Origin of the sequence: Virgibacillus sp. LDC1 (assembly GCF_025792345.1) — a bacterium.
In the GTDB taxonomy this organism is placed as follows: domain Bacteria; phylum Bacillota; class Bacilli; order Paenibacillales; family Paenibacillaceae; genus Paenibacillus_AQ; species Paenibacillus_AQ lautus.
In genome coordinates, this window is record NZ_JAOXLZ010000006.1 from 318384 (window position 1) to 340336 (window position 21953).

Here is a 21953-nt window from a genome sequence, read left to right on the forward strand (position 1 = left end):
CTTATAATGAAAGTGCTTACAAATTAACGAGACCGAAAGGGGTAGGTCAAGAGCATGAACAAGAAATTTTGGCTGAGCTGTCTGACCGTGGTCATGATGGTATCGCTTCTAGCAGCTTGCGGCGGCGGTAAAGATAATGCAGCGGAAACCACACCGGCTGCTGGCGGCGAAGGCGAGAAGAAAGAAGAGAAGGTCACCTTCACGTATTTCAACGCAGCAGCAGGTAAAGACAAAAATACGAACGAAACCACCATCGGTAAAATTTTCGAAGACCAAACCGGCGTGAACTTTAAAATGGAGCATTTGGTAGGGGACGAGAACACGAAGGTAGGAACCTTCATTGCCAGTAACGATTACCCCGACGTCATCGTGCCGGGGAACTCGATCGACAAGCTGGTAGGCGCTGGAGCCTTCATCCCGCTGAATGACCTGATCGATAAGTACGGTCCCAATATCAAGCGTGTGTACGAGCCGTATTATAACCTCATGAAGGCCGAGGACGGCAACATCTACTTCCTGCCGCTGAGCGCGGTGGTAGGGGAATACACATCGGCTCCCAACATTGAACAGGGCGCATTCTGGATCCAACGCCGCGTCCTGAAGGAAGCGGGTTATCCGAAAATCAAGACCTTCGACGAGTACCTGGCCCTGATCCGCGACTACGTGAAGAAACATCCGGAGGAAGGCTTGACCGGATATCTGGCGCTGACGACGCAGGATAAATTTTTTGCTCTGACCAATGCCCCGATGCATTTGGCCGGCTATCCGAACGATGGCGGGATCATCATCGACATGGAGACTCACGTAGCGAATGATTACGCGGACGACGACATTACGAAGCGGTACCTGCAAGAGCTGAACAAGCTGAATGCGGAAGGCCTGTTCGATAAATCCTCTTTCGTGGACAACTATGATCAATACCTTGCCAAACTGACTTCCGGTAAGGTGCTCGGCTTCTTCGATTACAGATGGCAGGTAGGCCAAGCGATGAACAACCTGCGCGAAACAGCCAATAAATCGGGTAACGACGATCTCGAATACATGGCGCTGCCGATCGTATACGATGAGAATACCAAGGATCAGTATCTGGATCCGCCATCCTTTGTAAACAACCGCGGCGTAGGAATCTCCGTCAGCGCGAAGGACCCGGAACGCATTGTGAAGTATTTCAATAACCTGCTGACGGACGAGAACCAGATTCTGTCGAACTGGGGCATCAAGGACGAGACGTATTCCGTAGATGAGAACGGCCGCTTCTACCGTACGGAAGAGCAGATTGCACAGACCAATACGGAAGCCTTCCGCGAGTCGTTCGGTTTCAAGTACTTTGAATACAACTGGCCTCGTTACGGCAACGGTTCTACGCTTCCTGACGGTAATTCCGTGGGTGCGGGACGCCAGCCTGAGGTTGCCAAAATGTCCTACTCCGAACCGGACAAGACATTGCTTGAAGCATACGACATCGATTCCTTCTCGCAATTGTTTGCGGCACCGGACGATCGTCCTTGGTACCCGGCTTGGAGCATTCCGATCGATCAGGGCTCGCCGGCCCAAATCTTCACGCAGAAGAAAAGCGATTTGCAGCGCAAATACTTCCCGAAACTGGTTCTTGCCAGCCCTGCAGAGTTTGACCGTATCTGGAACGAATACGTGGGCGAGTTCGGCAAGCTGGACGTGAAGGGATACGAGGATCTGATCACCGAGGAAGTAGCCAAGAAAATCGCAAATGCCCAAGGACAATAATAGATGAAGGAGAGGCGAACAAGGGCGGACCGCCGAAATGGCCGAGATCCGTCCCTCCTCTTCTAGGGCCTGGATAGGAAGGAGAAGAAACCGTGGATAAAGCGAACCCGATTGGACCTGCAGAGACTACGGCGTTACGCGAAACGCCGGCGGTATCGAAAGGTTTCTTCAATAAACAACGGAAAAACGATACTGAATTAAACAATAGACCGCCAACAGGCGAAAAAAGCTTCTTCCAGAAGCTGCTGCGACAGAAGGCGCTGGTCTTCATGTCGATTCCTTTTTTGATATGGTTGTTTGTCTTTAAGTACATGCCTTTATGGGGCTGGACGATCGCTTTTCAGGATTTTAAACCGGCCAAGAAGATTTTCGATCAGGAATGGGTGGGCTTGCAGCATTTTGCTTTCCTGTTTCAGGACGAACACTTCCTTCGGGTCATGCGCAACACGCTCGCCATGAGTTTCATTAATCTCGTCTTGGGGTTTGTTACGGCGATTGTGTTAGCGATCCTGCTCAATGAGCTCCGTAATTTGATGTTTAAGCGGGTCGTGCAGACGATCAGTTATTTGCCCCATTTCATCTCTTGGGTTGTGGCTGCGAGCATTATTTCGACAGCCCTGTCGGCAGACGGCGGGATAATCAATGAACTCCTCATGTGGTTCGGGATCATTAAGGAACCGATCCTATGGCTTGGGGAAGGGGAATATTTCTGGGGAATACTCGGTGTTTCGGAGGTATGGAAGAATGTCGGCTGGAACACCATTATATATTTGGCAGCCATGACGATGATCGATCCCTCGCAGTACGAGGCGGCGGAAATCGATGGCGCCGGACGCTTTCAACGGATCTGGAACATTACCTTGCCGGGTCTGAAACCGGTATTCATCATCCTGCTGATCATGAATATCGGAAACCTGCTCGAATCCGGTTTTGAACCGCAATATTTGCTTGGTAACGGCATGAACGTGGATTATTCCGAGAACCTGGATATTTTCGTGCTCAAATATGGTATTCAGATGGGCAACTTCTCGCTCTCGATCGCAGCCGGCATGTTCAAGACGGTCGTCAGCTTCATACTCTTGTTCACGGCTAACCATATCGCGAAGAGACTTGGCGAAGATCGATTGTTCTAAGCGAAAGCTTGCGAGGGCCGTTCTCTATCAGAAAACGTACAGGAGGATTCATATGGCGAAGACATCAGATTCACCACGAGCTCATGCCCGGTTCAAGTCTCCTGCGGACCGGATATTCGATACCTTTAACATTTTGTTCATGATCTGTCTCATGATTATCACGTTGTACCCGTTCATTAATACGCTCGCAGTATCCTTCAACAATGCGACGGATTCGGTGAAAGGCGGCATTTATCTATGGCCGCGAGATTTCACGTGGGAGAATTACAAATATGTGTTTAACGAAGCGACGATCTTTCAGGCGACCTTCATCTCGGTTCTGCGTACGGTGATCGGAACGATCACCTCGGTATTCTGCTGTGCCATGGTCGCCTATACGATCAGCCGACCGGAATATGTGCTGCGCAAATTCGTATCGATTGCTTTCATCCTGACGATGTATTTCAGCGGCGGTTTAATTCCGAACTTCCTGTTGATTCGCGAATTGGGCATGCTGGGCACCTTCTCGGTGTACATCATTCCGGGCCTGATCGGCGTGTTTAACGTGATTGTCATTCGTTCCTTCATTGAAGGACTGCCGGAGGGAATTCTGGAATCGGCCCGGATCGACGGCGCTGGCGAGTTCACGACTTTCATGAAAATCGTGCTTCCGCTGTGCGTGCCCGTGCTTGCTACGGTATCGCTGTTTACGGCGGTATCCCAGTGGAACTCCTGGTTTGACGTATTCTTATACAATTCCTCATACAGCGAATTAAGCACCCTTCAGTATGAGCTGATGAAAATACTCCAGAATTCGAACTCCTCGATGAACTCGGGCAACGACTATGCAAGCCAGTTTGCTAGCTCCGAGAGCGGCGCGAATCAGGTTACGCCGACCTCTATTCGGGCAACGATGACCATTGTGGCCAGCGTGCCAATCATTCTCGTGTATCCGTTCCTGCAAAAATACTTCGTGCAAGGGATGACCCTTGGCGGCGTGAAAGGTTAATCTGCAGGAACTGCTACCGCTGCTGGTGTCATCACGATCATAAACCATCAATACATGCTGTTATCTCTAATTCAAGGAGGGACTGGAAGTGTCCAACACGCATCGAAATGAACCGAGGCTTAAGGAAATGTTCGCGGATGACTTTCTCATCGGAGCGGCTGTGAACCCGCGGACAATCGAAACGCAGGAGGAACTGCTATCGTACCATTTCAACAGCATTACAGCGGAAAATGAAATGAAGTTTGTCAGCGTGCATCCGGCGGAGGATACGTATACGTTCGAGGACGCGGACCGGCTTGCCGCCTTCGCCCGCAAGCATGGAATGAAGATGCGCGGCCATACGCTGGTATGGCATAACCAAACGACCGACTGGCTGTTCGAGGACAAGAACGGGAGCCTGGTGGATAAAGCTACGCTGTACGCACGGCTAAAGTCGCATACCGACACGGTCGTGAAGCGATACAAGGACGATATTTACGCCTGGGACGTCGTCAACGAGGTAATCTCCGATGAAGGTGCCGAACTTCTTCGTCCGTCCAAATGGCTGGACATTGCGGGTCCCGATTTTATCTCCAAGGCATTTGAGTATGCTCATGAAGCCGATCCGTCGGCCCTCTTGTTCTATAACGATTACAATGAGTCTCATCCGAACAAGCGGGACAAAATCCATACGCTGGTCAAGTCGCTGCTGGATCAAGGAACGCCGATCCATGGCGTAGGCTTGCAGGCGCACTGGAATCTGTACGACCCGGGTCTTGACGATATCCGGGCGGCGATCGAGAAGTACGCGTCGCTCGGCCTGCAGCTCCAGCTTACGGAGCTCGATGTGTCGATGTTCCGGTTTGACGACAAGCGGAAGGATCTGACCGAAGCGCCGGAAGAGCTTCTGGAGGCTCAGGCTAAGCGGTATGAGGCGATGTTCGGCATTCTGAAGGAGTACCGGGGTCATATTACGTCCGTTACCTTCTGGGGCGCAGCCGACGATTACACTTGGCTGGACGATTTCCCGGTACGGGGGCGAAAGAATTGGCCCTTCCTGTTTGATGAGCGGCATCAGCCGAAACCGGCGTTTAACCGATTGGTCGAGAGTACAGCCAAGGTGTAATCCGTCTTGGCTCGGATCACGATCGAAGAAGGAGGAACTGACATTGAACAGTACTTTATATAAAGCTTGGCTGCAGTATGCGCCCGTGAAGGACCGCGAGCTTGCTGCCGGATACGGCAGGCTGCTCGGCACGATTGTTGCGGACCTTCAGCAGTCGCGGGTTGCAAACGCGGCCATGGAGGAACTGAAGAGGGCGTGCCAATCCATGCTCGGTATCGTACCGGTCATCACGTCCGAGGCACCGGCTTCGTCCTATCTTGAGGTTCGCATTCATGCGGCTTCAGCCGAACAGGGCATGGGGGATGGGGTCGGCTCAGGCGGGGATAAGGGCCAGGTGGCAGCCCGGCTAGGCGCAGAAGGCTTTCAGCTGGAGCATTCAATTCAAGGGCAGCAGGAGAAGCTGGTACTGACTGGTGGATCCGGTAAAGGCGTATTATATGGGGTGTTTCATTTATTGAGATTGCTGGCCTCCCACCAACCGTTAACCGGACTGAAGGTGACCGAGCAGCCAGTGAACGGACTGCGGATGATCAATCAATGGGACAATGCCGACGGCTCGGTGGAACGCGGGTACTCGGGCCACTCGATTTTTTACGAAAATGGACGGTTCACCGAAAACCTGGATCGGGTAAGAGACTACGCCCGCCTGTTGGCTTCCGTGGGCATGAATGCCATCTCCATTAATAACGTCAATGTGCACGAGATCGAGACGAAATTCATTACTGCGGAATATTTGCCGACGATTGCGAAGGTCGCGGATATCTTCCGGGATTATGGCATGACATTGTACTTGAGCATTAACTTTGCGGCTCCGCTGCATATCGGCGGCGTGTCCACCTCCGACCCGCTGAACGAAGAGGTTCGGCAGTGGTGGAAGGACACGGCGGATGAGATTTACGATCATATCCCGGACTTCGGCGGCTTCCTGGTGAAGGCGGATTCGGAGCACCGCCCCGGCCCGTTTGCCTATGGGCGGGACCATGCCGATGGCGCCAATATGCTGGCCGAGGCACTGGAGCCGCACGGCGGGCTCGTCATCTGGCGCTGCTTCGTCTACAACTGCATGCAGGATTGGCGCGACCGCAGCACGGACCGAGCGCGGGCGGCCTATGATCATTTTACCCCGCTGGACGGCAGGTTTAAGGACAATGTGCTGCTGCAGATCAAGAACGGGCCGATGGACTTTCAAGTTCGGGAACCGGTGTCCCCGTTGTTCGGCAGCATGAGAGAGACCAATCAAGTGCTGGAGTTTCAGGTCGCCCAGGAGTATACAGGCCAGCAGCGTCACGTATGCTATTTGGTGCCGCAGTGGAAAGAGGTGCTGGATTTCGATACCTGCGCGAATGGGTCCGGGTCCGAGGTGAAGAAGATTGTCAACGGTTCCCTGCACGGCATGAAATACAGCGGGATTGCCGCCGTTTCCAACATCGGAAATGATGAGAACTGGACGGGTCACACCTTGGCGCAGGCGAATCTGTATGGCTTCGGACGCCTGATCTGGGATCCGGACTTGTCCTCGGAGAGGATCGCGGAAGAATGGACGAGGTTAACCTTCGGCAATGTTGCACCGGTGGTCGACACGGTATGCAACATGCTGATGCAATCGTGGCCGATCTATGAAAGCTACACCTCCCCGCTCGGGGTGGGCTGGATGATTACGCCGCATACGCATTATGGCCCGGATGTCGACGGCTATGAATATTCAAGGTGGGGTACGTACCATTTTGCCGATCGGGACGGGATGGGCGTCGATCGCACGGTGGCGACAGGCACGGGTTATACCGCACAGTATTTCGAGCCGAATAAGGCTCGATATGATTCGCTGGCGGATTGTCCTGACGAGCTGCTGCTGTTCTTCCATCATGTGCCGTATTCCCATGTGTTGAAATCCGGTAAAACGGTGATTCAGCATATTTATGACTCACATTTTGCCGGGGCGCAGGCAGCGGCTGGACTGCTCGACGCATGGACCTCGCTAGAGGATAAAGTCGATCCGGTGCGTTTCATTCAAGTAACCGAGCGCCTGGCCGATCAGGCTGAGCATGCGAAGCATTGGCGAGATGTGATCAACACGTACTTCTTCCGTAAATCCGGCGTGCCGGATGAGCAGGGGCGGACGATTTACTAAGTTCATATTATAACTGGACGTGGAAATTAGGGGATGCCCCATCAGATGTTGGATCTGATGGGGCATCCTTTTTTTTATGGATGGATACTTTTCGAATGCCGAATCTTTGTGTGAGCATGTACTTTTGATGCACGCCCAGGTAGAAATAGTGCCCTTTATAAAGCATTATATGGTAAAATATTGGAAAAAAACTCTAGAGGAGGAGGATTACATGGTTAGATACTTCTGCTTGTTGATAGTATTGATCCTGGTCTTAGGAGGCTGTAACGGCGGCGGTGAGCCAACGGAGAAGTTTACCAAAGAAGACATGGGGATCGTGCGCATAGATAATGGCCAAAAGGTACACTACGGCATGAATCGTACGGATGCTGAAAAAGTGCTTGGCACGGGACAAGAGCATGCCAGGGGTGTATTTGACTACGATTTCGGGATCGCGGTGTTCTACAGAGATGATGCCGTTGTTGCGATCAGGATGGAGGAAGAATCGAAAGGTCATTATCAAACAACGCGCGGCGCTGAAATAGGAATGCAAATTGGCGAGATCAAGAAACGATATGGAGAATACGATCCATCACCATCCGATGACATCCTGGAGTATTTCTATGACAATAAGAAGGGGAAGTTCCTCGAGAAGAGTCCGCCTAAAACAGAATCGTCGGATATTTTTATCTTTTCATCCATGTTCCATAAAGGGCAAGCGGACACCTTTCTGTTTCTTGATAGTTATTACGCGTCCTCCGGCAAATGATTCAAGACTTGGCGATGCTAGGATTCTGGAGATACGGTACGCACCGATCTGGAGGTTCGGGTTTGTACAATAGGATAAAATGGTTTGAGTAAAAAGAACGTATTCGTTATGTTAAATAACCCTGCTTCCTATTTTTGCTTTCCCAGTTCTATGTTCTTAAGGTTAGGGGAAACTAATTAAAAAAGAAGCAGGCTATTTCTAAAATTTTTCTTAAATAATTGAATCGTCGTTGCTGTACGAAGCCTATTGGCGGTCACTTCGGGGCAAACGCACCTCGAAGAGTGTGCGGATCATGCTGCTCTGTGCGGAAATGGTTCCACCATGCTGCTCCACAATGTTTTTGGTAATGAAGAGCCCGAGCCCCGTGCTTCCCGTTTGATGGCTTCGTGCCCGGTCGCCGGTGTAAAACATATCGAAAATATGCGGAAGCTCCTCAGGTTCAATACAATCCCCATAGTTGATGATTTGAACGACAACCTCATCGGCATCCACATATGCGTGAATGTCGATGAATTGGCCATCATTCCCATACCGGATCGCATTGGTGAGGAGATTCTCAAATACGCGCGCCAGTAAATCTCCATCTCCGCCTATAATCAGCTGCTCTGCAATGTTCATTCTGGAGGTAAGGCCGTTTTTTTCAAATATAGGATATAGTTCCTCGTTCAGTTGGTTGAGCAGCTCGCCGAGATCGATCATGTTCTTCTCAAGCTGGACCTTGCCGTAGTTCATTCGGGTGATTTCAAACAGCTCATCGATAAGTTTCTCCAAGCGTTGAGACTTGGTGTAAGCGATATGGGCATAATGCCTGGATTGCTCCGGAGTCAGCTGATTGTCTTTAAGAATGAAATCCAGATACCCGATAACGGAGGTCAGCGGTGTGCGCAAGTCATGGGCCAGGTTTAGAACCAGCTGATCCTTGCTGCTCTCAGCAGAGTCGCCCCGTTCTACCGCTTCCCGCAGGTTATCCATGGCTAAGTTAATATCTCGCCCAATCGTACCGAACTCATCTTTGGACGTAATATGGACCCGATCAATGAAATTGCCGGTTGCGAGCTGATGGATCCCCTTGGAGATCTCTTTGAAGTACTTTGCGTAAGGCTTGGTGAACAAGAAGAAAAACATGATGGCTAGCGGTACAAAAATAATTAAAAACGAGTTCACATCCCCAATTTCGTACCTCATGAAATATCGAATTCGAGTTAACGGATTCTCAAACAAAACTTCGGATCGATAGTACAGCTGGAGAGCTTTATAGATCCCAAAGGTAATAGCGCCGGATGCAAGCATACTGGCCATGAGCAGCAGAATCATTTTAGTCCGAAAGCTAAATATCATGTTAGACATGGATGGTATAACCTACTCCCCATACCGTCTTGATCAGTTTATGCTTGTTGGTATCTTCCCCGAGCTTTTTCCGCAGCGTACGAATATGCACCATCACCGTGTTTCTGCCTTCATAGTAGTCTTCGCCCCATACCTGCTGAAATATATGTTCGGCACTATGGACTTTTTTGGGATGCCTGGCGAGCAGATACAAGATATCAAATTCTTTTGGCGTCAATTCAATGGGCTTACCGTAGAGCTCGACCACTCGCTGATCCGGATAAATGACGGCGCCCCCGATCTCCACGATAGGTTTATTCACTTCCACTGCCGACTGACTCAACTGCTTGGTACGCCTGAGATGGGCGTTCACGCGAGCTACTAATTCCATGGGGTTGAACGGCTTGGTCATATAATCATCCGCCCCTCGCACCAATCCCTCGATTTTATCGAGGTCCGAAATTTTGGCACTGAGAAAAATAATAGGCAGTAAAAACTTTTCGCGAATTTGCCTTGTTACCTCATAGCCGTCGAGCTTGGGCATCATAATATCCAAAATAGCCAGATCAATCGGATACGTTTGAACCGCATGAATGGCATCCTGGCCATTGCGTGCCTTAATGCACTGGTAACCCTCTTTTTTTAAATGCAGCTCGATCAGGTCGGCAATCTCGGACTCATCATCCGCGATTAATATGGTGATACGGCTCATTATGTTCACTCCCGTAAAATGATGATTAACCTTTTGACCATGTTATATGAATCGTTCTAAAATCTCAATAATTGAATCGATCCCGCTGTACATCCGGCTATGGCTTCAATCTTTATTCCATAAGCTGGGCTTTATAGGGTGGGGGGCTATATGATATAATGGAAATAGGGTTAGAATAAGATGAAGTAACGTGATCAAGGGGGGAATGGGTATGACAATCGAGAACCATGTACATGATGCGTGCGCAGTAACCGGTGAACGGAAGAGCCATCATTCCGACAAAACGAAAAGCAATCTCGTCAGCCGGTTGAACCGGATTGAAGGACAGATTCGCGGTGTAAAGGGCTTAATTGAGAAGGATACGTACTGTGATGATGTATTAAACCAGATCTCCTCGATCCAGTCGGCCTTGAACGGCGTCAGCAAATTGCTGCTTGAGCATCATATGAAGAGCTGTGTGGTGGAACGCCTGCAGGAAGGTGACGACGATGTTATTACCGAGCTGTTAACAACCATGAACAAGTTAATGAAATAATGGAATTCCTGGCTGGAGACGGTCTGGTTATGATGAGTGTCCATGGAGCTGCCACCTTCTAAAGGTGGCAGTTGGTGTTTATTCAAGGTGAAGAATACCGCACGGTTAAGCGGTTAAAGCATAGCGGGGGACATTTTTTCAAAAAAAGTGAGAAAACCCATTGACTAAATATAGGGTAGGGGGGTATACTAACATCAAGAAACGAGCACAACCCGTTCAAAACTTATTCCGGGCATGCTTTTAGAAGGGCTGCTCACAATAAAACATAATCCAAAAGGAGAGATTGAACATGGAACAGGTAACCATAAAAGTAGAAGGTATGTCCTGCATGCATTGCGTGAATTCCATTGAAGGAGCTTTAAAGAATGAGAACATCGAGGGTCATGTGGACCTGAAGGCAGGCACGGTCTCCGTTAAATACGACGCAGGCCAAGTCAATTTGGATAAAATCAAAGAAATTATCGAGGAACAAGGATACAACGTAGTTTAACTAAACGGCACGAGGATGAAGAGGGGTGAGGAGAAGATGGGAGCAGAAGCAACAATGGAACAGAAGAAAACGTCGCTGCAGTTAACGGGTATGACATGTGCCGCCTGTGCGAATCGGATTGAGAAGGGTCTAAGCAAAATGGAGGGCGTCCAGGAAGCGAATGTGAATTTTGCGCTGGAAAAAGCGTCGGTTACATTTGATCCGAATGTGGTTTCCGTCCAGCAGATGGAAGAGAAAATTGAAAAGCTGGGTTACGGAACAGCAAAGGAAACCGTGGACCTGCAGCTGATTGGCATGTACTGTGCTGCCTGTGCTTCGAAAATCGAGAAAGTGGTAAGCAAGATGCCAGGTGTTAATCAGGCCAACGTCAATTTTGCATTGGAGACGGCCCGGGTGGAATTCAATCCCGCAGAGGTAAGCCTCAGCGATATTCAACAGCGTGTAGAGAAGCTTGGGTATCAGGCGGTTTCCAAACAGGAGACGCTTGATCAGGAAGGTCACCGCAAGGAGGCCATCACCAAGCAAAAGCGGAAGCTGCTCCTGTCGGCGATTCTGTCTCTGCCGCTGCTCTGGGCCATGGTGAGCCATTTCTCCTTCACCTCTTGGATCTGGATGCCGGATCTGTTTATGAACCCTTGGTTCCAGCTGATCTTGGCAACGCCGGTGCAGTTTTTTATCGGGAAACAGTTCTATGTGGGTGCCTATAAGGCTCTTCGCAACAAAAGCGCCAATATGGACGTTCTGGTCGCACTCGGTACGTCGGCAGCCTATTTCTACAGTCTGTATTTAACAATTGATTGGGCCGTTGCAGGAGCCAATGTACACCATGGGCCCGAAATGTACTATGAAACCAGTGCGGTGCTGATCACGCTGGTCATTATGGGGAAACTGTTCGAATCCCTGGCTAAAGGCCGTACGTCGGAGGCTATTAAAACCCTGATGGGCCTTCAAGCCAAAACGGCGCTGGTCGTTCGTGACGGTCAGGAGATGACCATTCCGGTGGAGCAGGTCCTGGTGGGTGATCTCGTATTGGTAAAGCCGGGTGAGAAAATCCCGGTGGACGGTAAAGTCGTGGAGGGCACGTCGGCGGTAGATGAGTCGATGCTGACAGGTGAAAGCATTCCGGTTGAGAAAAAAGCGGGCGATGCTGTTATCGGCGCCACCATAAACAAGAACGGACGCTTGACGCTGGAAGCGACGAAAGTGGGTAAGGAGACCGCTCTAGCCCAAATTATCAAGGTGGTTGAGGAAGCGCAAGGCTCCAAAGCTCCGATTCAGCGGGTAGCTGATGTCATCTCCGGCATTTTCGTTCCGATCGTGGTCGGCATTGCAATTGCTGCCTTCCTCGTGTGGTACTTCTGGGTAACGCCTGGTAATTTCGCTCAATCGTTAGAAATCGCTATTGCGATTCTGGTTATTGCTTGTCCGTGTGCGTTGGGTCTGGCTACACCGACCTCGATCATGGCGGGTTCGGGCCGCGCTGCAGAACTGGGTGTTCTGTTCAAGGGCGGAGAGCATCTGGAGTCCACCCATAAAATCGATACCATTATTCTGGATAAAACAGGGACGGTCACCAAAGGCAAACCCGAGTTGACCGATGTGGAAGTTCATAACTTTGATCAAGAGCGGTTCCTTCGTCTGGTCGGATCTGCTGAGAGGAGCTCCGAGCATCCGCTTGCTGAAGCGATTGTGGCCGGAATTGAGGCCAAAGGAACGCAGCTTCCGGCAGCTGAGCATTTTGAAGCCATTCCAGGCTATGGCATCCGTGCCAGCGTGGAAGGACACGAGGTGCTGGTCGGTACACGTAAGCTGATGGCACAGCATAACGTGCCGATAGATGCGATCCTCGGCAGAATGTCAGAGCTTGAAACCGAGGGCAAGACTGCCATGTTAACGGCTGTAGACGGCCAATATGCAGGTCTTGTGGCTGTGGCGGATACAATCAAGGAGACGTCCCGTGCTGCCGTAGCAAGATTGAAAGAAATGGGCATCGAAGTCATTATGATTACCGGTGACAATGAACGCACGGCACAGGCCATCGCGAAGCAGGTTGGTATCGACCATGTGCGGGCCGAGGTACTGCCGGAAGGCAAAGCGGAAGAAGTGAAGAAGCTCCAGCAGCAGGGCAAGAAGGTCGCCATGGTTGGCGACGGCATTAACGATGCGCCGGCACTTGCGGTTGCCGACATCGGCATGGCTATCGGTACAGGTACGGATGTGGCAATGGAAGCCGCTGACGTGACACTGATGAAGGGGGATCTGAACAGCATTCCGGATGCCATCTACATGAGCCGCAAGACGATGAGCAACATCCGTCAGAACCTCTTCTGGGCGCTGGGTTATAACTCGCTGGGCATTCCGATTGCCGCCATCGGTCTTCTGGCACCTTGGGTGGCCGGGGCCGCCATGGCACTGAGCTCCGTATCGGTTGTGCTGAATGCCCTTCGCCTGCAGCGGATGAAGGTATAACGGAAGCAAAGAGACCGTTCATATATAACGTGGATCAAACCTAGCAAGGAAACGATAATAAGGGCGACTTGATGGGAGTGTAGACATTGGCATCGCAAAAATTTGCAGTGACACCCGGCTTTGAGGTGGGCGGAACGCTGTTCCGCCCGGATCAGCTGGCGGTCTTGGGGTCTATCGTAGGCGAGGATGCCCGCATTGAGATGACAACCTTTAAGCAATTGTACGTGGAGATGGATGCAGATCGGGTGGTGGAAGCCAAGGCAAAGCTGGAAGCCGCCGGACTTCAGGTTCATCCCGCGGGCTTTGTCTCCAAGAGCCTGATCACCTGCAACTTCTGCCGGGGGGCGGAGGATTCGGGACTGGACGTTGCAAAGATGCTGGATGCAGTAATCGCCGATCATCCTGTACCCAATCCGCTAAAGATCGGTTACGCGGGCTGTGCGCTCGGCACCAGTGAACCGCTGCTGAAGGATATTGCTGTTATTAAGATGCGGAATACCTACGATATCTATGTAGGTGGAGAGCCGAGAGGGTTGAAGGCTGCTCTGGCCAAGCAACTGCATACGGATTTGACGCCGCAGCAGCTGGCTCCAATCATCCTGAAGCTGATCACTATCTATCAGGAGCATGGCAAGAAAAAAGAGAAGTTCTCGCGCTTCGTAGATCGCATGACGCTCGATCAACTGCGTCAACTCACACTGGATGCGCGGATGGATACGGCAGGATAATGACTTGGAAGGCATCACCTTAGGGTGGTGCCTTTTTTTATCACCAACGCGCGTATTAGGGATCTCCCATTTCGTGTGATTCCCTGTTTGGTGACGTAGTCGGCACCCGATGATTCGAATGCATCTGCCCCAGCCGCCATCGTCTCGTCCGATCGGAATGGGATTTATCCTAGCGCTGATCGCGCCCTACACTACCGGGAATAGCAGGGAAAGCTCGGCTCGCGCCGACTACGATACTTTAGAATATACCGGCTATTCCTCTTAACGGGATACGCCGAAACGAGGATGGATATACTTTCAAGAGCACCTGAGGTGCTCTTTTTTTCTATAGATAAAACGTGCTATCCATTGGAATCTTTGCTTGGTTCGATCAAGCGAGATCCACTCTGAGTGCATTTTGCCTTCACTGCTTGCGACGGTGGGAATAACAACCAGATCGGGCATTTTATCGTGGTTGACGAGCGATGTGCAAGGGTATACAATTTAGATTGTTAAAAGCTTTTAACTATTTAAATTTGTAATAAATGTGTAGACTTCGTTGGGCATCGAGGTGATGAAACTGGATAAGAGGGAACAATTATCTAACATGGTAGCCCGTCAGATGATGACGCTTGTGGCGAACTATGCCAAGATTCTGGACAATGATTTGACCGGCCCTCAGTACTACGTGCTGCAGACCTTGGCGTATGAGGGGCAGCAGACCAGCTCGTATTTTGCCAACGCCTTGAATGTTACGCTGTCGGCCGTGACCAACTTGAGCAACAAGCTGGTCAGTAAGGGTTATATTGAACGGGTGGCGTCCAGCGAGGACAGGCGTCAGGTCTATCTTAAGATTACGGAGCAGGGCCGTGAAGTTGAAGCCCGGATGATTGCGAAGTACCGTGAATTGAATGAAGGCTTATGGTCGGATTTCTCCGATCAGGAGATGGATGTGTTGATCGCTTCATACGAGAAGATGATTGAACATCTGCAGCTTAAGATCGGGCGGTCCAATGAAGATAGCCAAACCAACGACTAATATTTCAGGAGGTATTCTCATGGGGAGATTGGACAATAAAGTAGCCATCATTACAGGTGCAGCAGGTGGTATGGGTAAAGCCGACGCTCTTTTGTTTGCGCAGGAGGGAGCCAAGATTGCGATTACGGACCTTCAGGAAGACAAGATCAAAGACGTCGTAGCCGAGATTGAAGCGCTTGGCGGCGAAGCGATCGGATTCAAGCACAACGTAGCTTCAGAGGAAGATTGGGTTCGTGTCGTAGATGAGACGGTTCAAAAATTCGGCAAAATCGACATCCTGGTCAACAATGCCGGTGTCTCCAATGCAACGCCGTTCATGGATTTGACGGTCGGAGGCTGGGAGAAGACCATGTCGATTAACGTTACGAGCATATTCCTCGGCCAAAAATATGTTATTCCACATATGATCGAAGCCGGCGGTGGTTCCATCGTCAACATCTCCTCCATTGCCGGCCTGACAGGCGGCAGCGGCGCCGGTCCTTACACGGCAAGCAAAGGCGCGGTACGCATGCTGACCAAAGCCACGGCCGTTGACTTTGCGAAGCATAACATCCGCTGCAATTCGGTTCACCCTGGCTACATCGAAACGCCAATGACCGTGGATCTCTTCAAGGATGAGCAGATGATGCAGTGGTTCCAATCCCAGACTCCGCTTCCACGCCTGGGCAAAGCGGAAGATATCGCACGCGGCGTATTGTTCCTTGCTTCGGATGAGTCTTCTTACATTACAGGCGTTGAGCTGCCGATCGATGGCGGATATTTCGCGAAGTAATTCATCCTTCCAATGGCTTGTCTATAAGCGATAGACGGCAGAAATGATCGTGATACAACTCGGTCGGGCCTAATTTTATTTTTCCATCAAGGGGAGTGTTGTTCCATGTCCGATAACAAACAGATCGCTGTCATTACCGGGGCAGCCAGCGGGATCGGCAGAGCCAGCAGCTTGAAATTGGCTGAGGATGGTGCAGCGGTAGTGCTCGTTGATTTCAACAAGGAAGCCGGCGAGGAAACGCTGCGTTTAATCAAGGAGCAGGGCGGTGAGGGCATCTTCGTGCAAGCGGATGTGACCAAAACCAGAACTACGTGAATCAGGCGGTTAAGGCCTATGGCAGAATCGATTTTTTCTTCAACAATGCGGGTATCGTGCAGAAGTTCTCGATGCTGGACGACATCGACGAGAACGAATTTGACCGTCAAATGAACGTGAACGTCAAGGGCGCTTTTCTCGGCATGAAGTATGTATTGAAAGTCATGAAGGAGCAGGGCAGCGGACATATCGTTAATACCGCTTCTACGGCAGGTATCCGCAGCGAGCACAGTGCGGCCGCTTATTCGGCAAGCAAGCATGCGGTGGTGGGCTTGACGAAGGGAGCAGCGCTGGAATACGTGAAGCAGGGCATTCGCGTGAACGCCATCTGCCCGGGCGGCGTTCAGACGCCGCTCACGGCAGCGGTGGCCAAGTCCTTCATGGAAGGCGGCTACGTGCCTGAGGAAGTGGGCAACATGCGGATGGGCCGTCCGGCTGAGGCGTATGAAATCGCGAACGTGGTTGCCTTCCTGGCTTCTCCGGGCTCCAGCTACATGACAGGCTCGCTGGTTACAATTGATGGCGGATTGACGTTGTAATATATATTTGAAAAAAAGACCAGTCAAGCACCGGAATACCGGGTTTGTCTGGTCTTTTTGGTATAACATTTATTTGATGCCGACAACATCCGCCAGCAGCTCATAAGAACGCAAGCGCGCCTCATGATCGTAGATGGCGGCCGCGACAATGATTTCGTCCGCGTTCGTCGACTGCTGGAACTGCTCCAGCTGCGCGCGGACGGTTGCAGGGCTGCCGATGGCGGAGAAGCTGAGCTGGCGCTTCACGATGGCCTGCTCCTGCAGGTTCCACAGATCATCCATGCTGTCCACCGGTGGACTCAGCTGGCCGGTTCGGCCCCGGATGATATTCAGGAACTGCTGGTACGGCGAGGTAGCCAGGCGCTGCGCTTCCTCATCCGTGTCGGCACAGATCACGTTCACGCCGATCATGGCATAAGGCTTACTCAGCTCCGATGAAGGACGGAAGCTGGTTCGATACAGGTCAAGCGCGGCCATCAGATAATCCGGAGCAAAGTGGCTCGCAAAAGAGAACGGAAGCCCCAGCTGTCCTGCCAGCTGCGCACTGAAACCGCTGGAGCCGAGCAGCCAGATCGGTACATGCAGGCCTTCACCGGGAATCGCCCGGATGCGCATGGACGACCCGGAGGTAGGCTGGAAGTAATTCCGCAGCTCGCCGAGACGATCCGGGAAATCCTGGCCGTCGCTGTCGGGACCGCGGCGGAGCGCCCGGGATGTGAGCTGATCCGATCCCGGCGCACGGCCAAGACCGAGATCAATCCGGCCGGGATACAACGATTCAAGGGTCCCGAACTGCTCGGCGATGACCAGCGGAGCGTGGTTCGGCAGCATGATGCCGCCGGATCCGACGCGGATTTTGCTCGTGCCTCCGGCGACATGGCCAATGACGACTGAAGTGGCCGAGCTGGCGATCCCCGGCATATTGTGGTGTTCGGCAAGCCAGTAGCGGTTATACCCCCACTTCTCGGCATGCTTGGCCAGATCAAGTGTATTCCGCAGCGACTGTGCAGCGGTGCTGCCCGCTGTAATCGGGGCGAGATCCAGGATGGAAATAGGGATATCGCGAAGCGTTTTGGGCGCTGTATGATCAAGATTAGGTTCTGTCATAGGGTATGACCTCCTTATTCGTGCGCGGCACGGTAAAGTTTTTATATAGGGAGAAGACATCCGTTTAAGTGGGTGCCGAAAAAAATGAATCTATTTATCGATAGTTGGTATCCCTATATAACGAACATTATATACCTACTTAATCCATAAGAAAAATATACATCGATGCACCTTCGCAGAAGCCAGACCGCATTTAGAGGGAATTTTTCTTGCGATTATCGAACGGTTCAGCTTCGCTGAAAACGGATGGCTTCCATAATCTAAAGAAAAATGTACTTCATAGTATATGCTTTTTATGCTGGTCTAAGTATCGGTTAAACCCGATTCATGCATTTATAGTGACGGAGCGGAGGCAAGTACTTCACTTACAAAATGAAATCCCAAAACAACGCAGCCATTCAATGGCTGCGTTGTTGAACGTCAGATATAGGTTGATGATGTCTTTCATTCCGTTGTGTGTGGAGGCTCAATCCGCTCCATCCCGTTCATGTAAGGTCTGAGCGCCCTCGGAATGAGGATCGAGCCGTCGGGCTGCTGGTGGTTCTCCAGCAGCGGGATAAGAATTCGCGGCGAAGCCACGGCCGTATTGTTCAGGGTGTGGCAGTAGCGCAGCTTGCCTTCTGCGTCCCGGTAGCGGATGTTCGAGCGACGCGCCTGAAAGTCGAGCAGATTCGACGACGAGTGGGTCTCCCCATAAGCCTTCCGGCTTGGCATCCATGTCTCGATGTCGTATTGCTTGTACGTTTTCTGCGACATATCTCCGGTACAGACGGCAACGACCCGGTAAGCCAATTTGAGCTTCTGCAGCAGCTCCTCGGCATTGGCCGTGATCTCTTGCAGAAGCAGCTCCGAGGCTTCCGCGCTGGCTTCGCAGATAACGACCTGTTCCACCTTCGCGAACTGATGCACCCGGTACAAGCCATAAACGTCCCGGCCGCCCGAGCCGACCTCGCTCCGGAAGCACAGCGATGCTGCAGCCAGGCGAATCGGCTGCGCCACATCGACGACTTCACCGCTATAGAACGATACCAACGGCACTTCCGACGTACCGACGAGCCACTTATCTTGCTCCGTTATTTGAAAAGCCTGATCCTGACCAAGCGGGAAGAATGCTGTATTCTGCATGGCCTCCGTCCTTACGGTTAACGGCACGTCGATAAGGGTGAAACCCTTGGCGACCAGCATATCCACCGCCAGCTGCTGAACGGCTCGATGCAGCATTGCGCCGATGCCGGTCAGGTAGTAGCTGCGCGTGCCGGCGGTTTTGACGCCGCGGGGAATGTCGATCATCCGGTGCAGCTCGCCGAGCGTAACATGATCCCTGTATTCATAATCAAACACGGGGGGCTCGCCAACGCGTCTGATCTCTACATTGTCCTCATCCGAAGCTCCGACCGGCGTATCCGGCGAAACGATATTCGGTACAAGGATGAGCAGCTTGTTATAGGCGTCGTCAACCTCCCGGTATAACGCTTCCTGCTTGCCCAACTGATCGTTGCTGTCCTTGACCTGCTGTTTCATCCGTTCGGCTTCTTCCTGTTTGCCTTGCCGCACGAGCGTGCTGATCTCCTGCGAGATGGCATTGCGCTGCTGCCGCAAGCCCTCCACGGCGAGCAGCAGTGTCCGACGCTGGTCATCCAGCCGGACAAGTTCGGCAACCGACAGGGCGATGCCTTTCTGGTCAGCCACTTGCTGCAGTTCTTCCTGATTCTCAGTGCTCTCTCGGATCCATTTCATATCTAGCATAATCACCGCGCTCCTTCTTCTGAAAAAAATAAAAAAGCGTCCTAGTCCATATGGGACGAGGGACGCTTATGCGCTCGCGGTGCCACCCAAATTGATTGAACCGTAACCTAATCACAAAACAGGCGGGTCCGTGTTCAATCCACTTTGATTCCGCGGTAACGGGCGGGTCCGGTTAACTTAGGAGGATCGTTGATCGGTTGTAGGATCGGATCCCCTTGACGAGAACGCCTCGGAGTTGGAAGCTCTTCATCGGCCTGATGTTGATATTGTTGTTCAGTATACCGCATGAGATGTCTTTTATACAAGGGGCTTATCGGATTTTGTACGACGTTATATCGATGCAGCTTCCTTCGTTGCTCCTTGCTTCCATACGGCAGGCTGCTCCGCATCCGGGCGGAAGATCCATGAAGCTGCGCCGATCTAACCTATATTATATATCCAATGTTGGGTATTTACCGTAAAGGAAAGCCGCAGCTGATGCTGAGGCTTATTCTTGAACGAGTATTATGATTTTGTTGAGAAAGGCGATGTCCTGTTCCAGGATCGAGATTGCATTATCGAAGGTAGCTAGGGCGACCTTGGATAAGCCGTACTGTCCCTTGATTTCTTTCCCTGAACGCCATTGTGCCAGCGATTCTTCCACCTGTTTAAGGTTTTGCTGCAGCAATTCCACCGCTTCCTGCTTCGGAATGTTCTCGATCCAGACCAAACCAAGAGAGAAGTCGGATTTGACGGTGTGGGGAGGAAGCGTCAAGGTTTCGCGGATCATCTTCTGGAATAACTTCTCGCCTTCATCCGTAATACTGTAAATTTTGCGAAGTCTTGCACCGGTCCGCTCTTCAGCGGTGGCTGCTATCCAACCGTCGCTTTCCATCTTGTTAAGTGCATAATAGATGGAGCCGGACAGAATATTCGTCCATAGGTCCATGCGGCTGGCCTGAATAAGCTGCTGAATTTCATAGCCGTGCATCGGACGCTGGCGCAGGAATGAGAGCAGGATGAGGTTGGTCATGTTGGGTCACTTCCTTAGGATGTGTATGTGAAGGTGAATTTCACAACTGGATATCCAACGTTGGATATCTGATGATTGTATTATAGGAGCGATGGAATGAATTGTCAACAACCCGCGGAAAAATAGGTAAATGTCATATATGGATTGAATGAAAGCGATTTAACGTTTAGTCTAGTAGTGTGAACTAGTATGGCAGTTGGATGAGGAGGCTATATCGTCGATGAACTACAGACAATTGGGAAATACGGAGCTTCACATTAGCGAGGTCAGCTTCGGCACTTGGGCGATCGGAGGTTCATGGGGGCAGACCAACGATGAGGAAGCCTTGAAGGGCTTGGATCGCGCCATTGGCGAAGGTGTGAACTTCTTCGATACGGCCGACGTATATGGAGATGGGCATGCGGAGGATTTGCTTGCACGCGCAACCAAAGGCAGGGAGGATTCGGTGCATATCGCCACCAAGTTTTGCCGTGCCGGAGATATTCATGATCTTCAGACCTATTCGGAGGCGTCGATTCGCATTTATTGCGAGAACAGCCTGAAGCGGCTTCGGCGGGATCGGATTGATCTTTATCAGGTTCACTGCCCTCCCTTTGAGGTGTTGAAGGACGGGCGAGTGTTTGAAGCGCTGGACAAGCTGCAGGACGAGGGGAAAATCAGGCATTATGGCGTCAGCGTGGAAACGGTGGAGGAAGGACTGTTTTGCCTGGGGGTACCGGGGGTGAGGTCCCTGCAGGTTATCTTTAATCTGTTCCGCCAAAAACCGCTGGTCCAGCTACTCCCGAAGGCCAAAGCGTCGGGTGTGGGCATTTTGGTGCGCTTGCCGCTTGCCAGCGGTCTCTTAACCGGGAAATTTACGGAGAGCACTACCTTCAGCGAAGGGGATCATCGGAATTTCAATGCCAACGGCGAGCAGTTTAACGTGGGCGAGACTTTTGCCGGACTCCCGTTCGAAAAGGGTGTCGAGCTCGCCAGAGAGCTCGCTTGGATTGCCGAGGGCCGAGGCGACATGGCCCGTGCATCCATGCGCTGGATTCTGGATTGCCCGGAGGTCACTGCGGTGATTCCCGGCTTCCGCAGCGTCCGCCAGATCGAAGACAACCTAGGCACGCTGGACGTGCCTTCGTTCAGCATGGAGGAGAAAGAACGCCTTGCGCTTTTCTATCAGGAGCAGGTAGCCATGCACATCCGCGGTGCCTATTAAGCCGATTCGAAGGATAAATCGTAAAGGAGCCTCCCGATCGTTCGGGGGGCTTTTTGTGGTCGATGATGGGCATGGAACAGAACGATTGCAGCTGCTGCAGTGCTGCTTTAAAGCATATCCTATGCTTTATCATGG

Annotated in this window: 18 protein-coding genes and 1 pseudogene; 14 read left to right on the forward strand and 5 right to left on the reverse strand. The window is 51.6% G+C overall.

The window, feature by feature from the left end; genetic code table 11:
• Positions 1-54: 54 nt before the first annotated feature.
• The 6 genes from OHJ21_RS29315 to OHJ21_RS29340 all read left to right on the forward strand — a co-directional run bounded on the left by OHJ21_RS29315 (position 55) and on the right by OHJ21_RS29340 (position 7845).
• A complete protein-coding gene (locus tag OHJ21_RS29315) occupies positions 55-1743 on the forward strand; it encodes an ABC transporter substrate-binding protein (RefSeq protein ID WP_486021934.1) in 1689 nt (562 codons plus the stop codon).
• Positions 1744-1835: 92 nt separating this feature from the next.
• Complete coding sequence (locus tag OHJ21_RS29320; RefSeq protein WP_100541111.1) at positions 1836-2876, forward strand: ABC transporter permease; 1041 nt, start codon at positions 1836-1838, stop codon at positions 2874-2876.
• Positions 2877-2928: 52 nt separating this feature from the next.
• Positions 2929-3864: a carbohydrate ABC transporter permease gene (locus OHJ21_RS29325; RefSeq protein WP_100541110.1), complete on the forward strand. Its 936-nt coding sequence runs from the start codon at positions 2929-2931 to the stop codon at positions 3862-3864.
• Positions 3865-3952: 88 nt separating this feature from the next.
• Positions 3953-4969, forward strand: a complete 1017-nt coding sequence (locus tag OHJ21_RS29330) for an endo-1,4-beta-xylanase (RefSeq protein WP_100541109.1) — start codon at positions 3953-3955, stop codon at positions 4967-4969.
• Positions 4970-5012: 43 nt separating this feature from the next.
• Positions 5013-7097, forward strand: coding sequence for an alpha-glucuronidase family glycosyl hydrolase (locus OHJ21_RS29335; protein ID WP_100541108.1), 2085 nt, complete (start codon positions 5013-5015; stop codon positions 7095-7097).
• 211 nt (positions 7098-7308) lie between these two features.
• The gene (locus OHJ21_RS29340) at positions 7309-7845 is read left to right on the forward strand and encodes a hypothetical protein (protein ID WP_394059370.1); all 537 of its coding nucleotides are present in this window, start codon (positions 7309-7311) and stop codon (positions 7843-7845) included.
• A 243-nt stretch (positions 7846-8088) separates the two neighbouring features.
• Here OHJ21_RS29340 and OHJ21_RS29345 read toward each other — a convergent pair whose 3' ends face one another.
• Together OHJ21_RS29345 and OHJ21_RS29350 are read right to left on the reverse strand one after the other, a co-directional pair.
• Complete coding sequence (locus OHJ21_RS29345; protein WP_100541106.1) at positions 8089-9192, reverse strand: HAMP domain-containing sensor histidine kinase; 1104 nt, start codon at positions 9190-9192, stop codon at positions 8089-8091.
• Entirely contained in the window at positions 9185-9883 is a 699-nt protein-coding gene (locus OHJ21_RS29350; protein WP_100541105.1) for a response regulator transcription factor, read from the reverse strand. Before OHJ21_RS29350 ends, OHJ21_RS29345 begins: the two co-directional genes overlap by 8 nt.
• Before the next feature lie 211 nt (positions 9884-10094).
• On the opposite strand from OHJ21_RS29350, the gene OHJ21_RS29355 reads away from it, so the two are divergent.
• The 7 genes and pseudogenes from OHJ21_RS29355 (at position 10095) to OHJ21_RS29385 (ending at position 16749) form a co-directional block, all read left to right on the forward strand.
• Positions 10095-10418 (forward strand): metal-sensitive transcriptional regulator, encoded by a 324-nt coding sequence (locus OHJ21_RS29355; RefSeq protein ID WP_100541104.1) that lies wholly within the window; start codon positions 10095-10097, stop codon positions 10416-10418.
• 289 nt (positions 10419-10707) lie between these two features.
• The gene (locus OHJ21_RS29360) at positions 10708-10908 is read left to right on the forward strand and encodes a cation transporter (protein WP_100541103.1); all 201 of its coding nucleotides are present in this window, start codon (positions 10708-10710) and stop codon (positions 10906-10908) included.
• Between the two features lie 36 nt (positions 10909-10944).
• Positions 10945-13377, forward strand: coding sequence for a heavy metal translocating P-type ATPase (locus OHJ21_RS29365; protein WP_100541102.1), 2433 nt, complete (start codon positions 10945-10947; stop codon positions 13375-13377).
• Between the two features lie 86 nt (positions 13378-13463).
• On the forward strand, positions 13464-14105 hold the full coding sequence (locus OHJ21_RS29370; RefSeq protein WP_100541101.1) for an NAD(P)/FAD-dependent oxidoreductase: 642 nt from the start codon (positions 13464-13466) through the stop codon (positions 14103-14105).
• Between the two features lie 586 nt (positions 14106-14691).
• On the forward strand, positions 14692-15123 hold the full coding sequence (locus tag OHJ21_RS29375) for a MarR family winged helix-turn-helix transcriptional regulator (protein WP_100541100.1): 432 nt from the start codon (positions 14692-14694) through the stop codon (positions 15121-15123).
• 19 nt (positions 15124-15142) lie between these two features.
• Positions 15143-15895 (forward strand): SDR family NAD(P)-dependent oxidoreductase, encoded by a 753-nt coding sequence (locus OHJ21_RS29380; RefSeq protein WP_486021939.1) that lies wholly within the window; start codon positions 15143-15145, stop codon positions 15893-15895.
• A gap of 105 nt (positions 15896-16000) precedes the next feature.
• A pseudogene (locus OHJ21_RS29385) lies at positions 16001-16749 on the forward strand (SDR family NAD(P)-dependent oxidoreductase).
• A 69-nt stretch (positions 16750-16818) separates the two neighbouring features.
• Here the strand turns inward: OHJ21_RS29385 and OHJ21_RS29390 are convergent.
• The 3 genes from OHJ21_RS29390 to OHJ21_RS29400 form a co-directional block, all read right to left on the reverse strand.
• Positions 16819-17856 carry an LLM class flavin-dependent oxidoreductase gene (locus tag OHJ21_RS29390; RefSeq protein ID WP_486021941.1) on the reverse strand — a complete coding sequence of 346 codons (1038 nt, stop codon included), beginning with the start codon at positions 17854-17856 and terminating at the stop codon, positions 16819-16821.
• A 444-nt stretch (positions 17857-18300) separates the two neighbouring features.
• Positions 18301-19602: a serine--tRNA ligase gene (serS, locus tag OHJ21_RS29395; RefSeq protein WP_486021943.1), complete on the reverse strand. Its 1302-nt coding sequence runs from the start codon at positions 19600-19602 to the stop codon at positions 18301-18303.
• 487 nt (positions 19603-20089) lie between these two features.
• Positions 20090-20614 (reverse strand): PadR family transcriptional regulator, encoded by a 525-nt coding sequence (locus OHJ21_RS29400; protein WP_100541094.1) that lies wholly within the window; start codon positions 20612-20614, stop codon positions 20090-20092.
• A gap of 220 nt (positions 20615-20834) precedes the next feature.
• Here OHJ21_RS29400 and OHJ21_RS29405 point away from each other — a divergent pair, with 220 nt between their 5' ends.
• Entirely contained in the window at positions 20835-21818 is a 984-nt protein-coding gene (locus tag OHJ21_RS29405; RefSeq protein ID WP_100541093.1) for an aldo/keto reductase, read from the forward strand.
• Positions 21819-21953: the final 135 nt, after the last annotated feature.

Excerpts from the sequence above, each read along its gene's own strand:
- OHJ21_RS29315 (WP_486021934.1), top strand. The coding sequence starts at position 55 with ATGAACAAGAAATTTTGGCTGAGCTGTCTGACCGTGGTCATGATGGTA.
- OHJ21_RS29325 (WP_100541110.1), top strand. The coding sequence starts at position 2,929 with ATGGCGAAGACATCAGATTCACCACGAGCTCATGCCCGGTTCAAGTCT.
- OHJ21_RS29340 (WP_394059370.1), top strand. The coding sequence starts at position 7,309 with ATGGTTAGATACTTCTGCTTGTTGATAGTATTGATCCTGGTCTTAGGA.
- OHJ21_RS29345 (WP_100541106.1), bottom strand. The coding sequence starts at position 9,192 with ATGTCTAACATGATATTTAGCTTTCGGACTAAAATGATTCTGCTGCTC.
- OHJ21_RS29350 (WP_100541105.1), bottom strand. The coding sequence starts at position 9,883 with ATGAGCCGTATCACCATATTAATCGCGGATGATGAGTCCGAGATTGCC.
- OHJ21_RS29355 (WP_100541104.1), top strand. The coding sequence starts at position 10,095 with ATGACAATCGAGAACCATGTACATGATGCGTGCGCAGTAACCGGTGAA.
- OHJ21_RS29360 (WP_100541103.1), top strand. The coding sequence starts at position 10,708 with ATGGAACAGGTAACCATAAAAGTAGAAGGTATGTCCTGCATGCATTGC.
- OHJ21_RS29365 (WP_100541102.1), top strand. The coding sequence starts at position 10,945 with ATGGGAGCAGAAGCAACAATGGAACAGAAGAAAACGTCGCTGCAGTTA.
- OHJ21_RS29375 (WP_100541100.1), top strand. The coding sequence starts at position 14,692 with ATGGTAGCCCGTCAGATGATGACGCTTGTGGCGAACTATGCCAAGATT.
- OHJ21_RS29380 (WP_486021939.1), top strand. The coding sequence starts at position 15,143 with ATGGGGAGATTGGACAATAAAGTAGCCATCATTACAGGTGCAGCAGGT.
- OHJ21_RS29390 (WP_486021941.1), bottom strand. The coding sequence starts at position 17,856 with ATGACAGAACCTAATCTTGATCATACAGCGCCCAAAACGCTTCGCGAT.
- serS (WP_486021943.1), bottom strand. The coding sequence starts at position 19,602 with ATGCTAGATATGAAATGGATCCGAGAGAGCACTGAGAATCAGGAAGAA.
- OHJ21_RS29400 (WP_100541094.1), bottom strand. The coding sequence starts at position 20,614 with ATGACCAACCTCATCCTGCTCTCATTCCTGCGCCAGCGTCCGATGCAC.
- OHJ21_RS29405 (WP_100541093.1), top strand. The coding sequence starts at position 20,835 with ATGAACTACAGACAATTGGGAAATACGGAGCTTCACATTAGCGAGGTC.